Annotated in this window: 1 protein-coding gene; it reads left to right on the top strand. The window is 40.7% G+C overall.

All coding sequences use genetic code 11. The features are described 5' to 3' along the window. A partial coding sequence (locus ACLD7X_RS18570) for a hypothetical protein (RefSeq protein ID WP_411425156.1) occupies positions 1-186 on the top strand: 186 nt, incomplete at its 5' end. Between the last annotated feature and the right edge of the window lie 303 nt (positions 187-489).

Genomic DNA, 489 nt, shown 5'->3' with positions numbered 1-489 from the left:
CTCGTCAGAGCCGAGCGAAGCCGTTTTTTTGTCTCCTTGACTTTCTTTTTACGACAAGCTCCCTGGCAACTCCCAGTAGTTAATTTTTTTATTCGCCGTAAAAATGACCGAGACAGCCACACTACTTTTTGTTCTCCTTTTTCAGAACCAAAGAGTAAATTTAGGCAAACCCTTCTTTTGGATTAAGTCAGGCCAGTATGTTTAGGTAAATACGCATAATTAAAGTTAATAGCAGGGCGGTTCGGATACATCAATATTCTCCGGCTATTAATTTATCTATTTTTTTGTCAGAATGCCACAATAACCATCCGAATGAGGTACTGTACAAAAGATAAGTTAGTGTAGATTTACGCCCAGATTTCCGCGTGACCTTTTCCTTACCTCTTTTTAAAACTGAATGAAAAAAGCTTTACTCGGCTGTTGTTTTTTCCTCACGGTCTTTATCCCGGTAGTGGGCCAGAAAATACCAACATCCACCCAGGGAGCCGC

This window comes from Aphanothece microscopica RSMan92 (assembly GCF_046613545.2).
GTDB lineage: Bacteria > Cyanobacteriota > Cyanobacteriia > PCC-6307 > Cyanobiaceae > NIES-981.
This window is presented reverse-complemented; position numbering and strand designations above follow the sequence as displayed.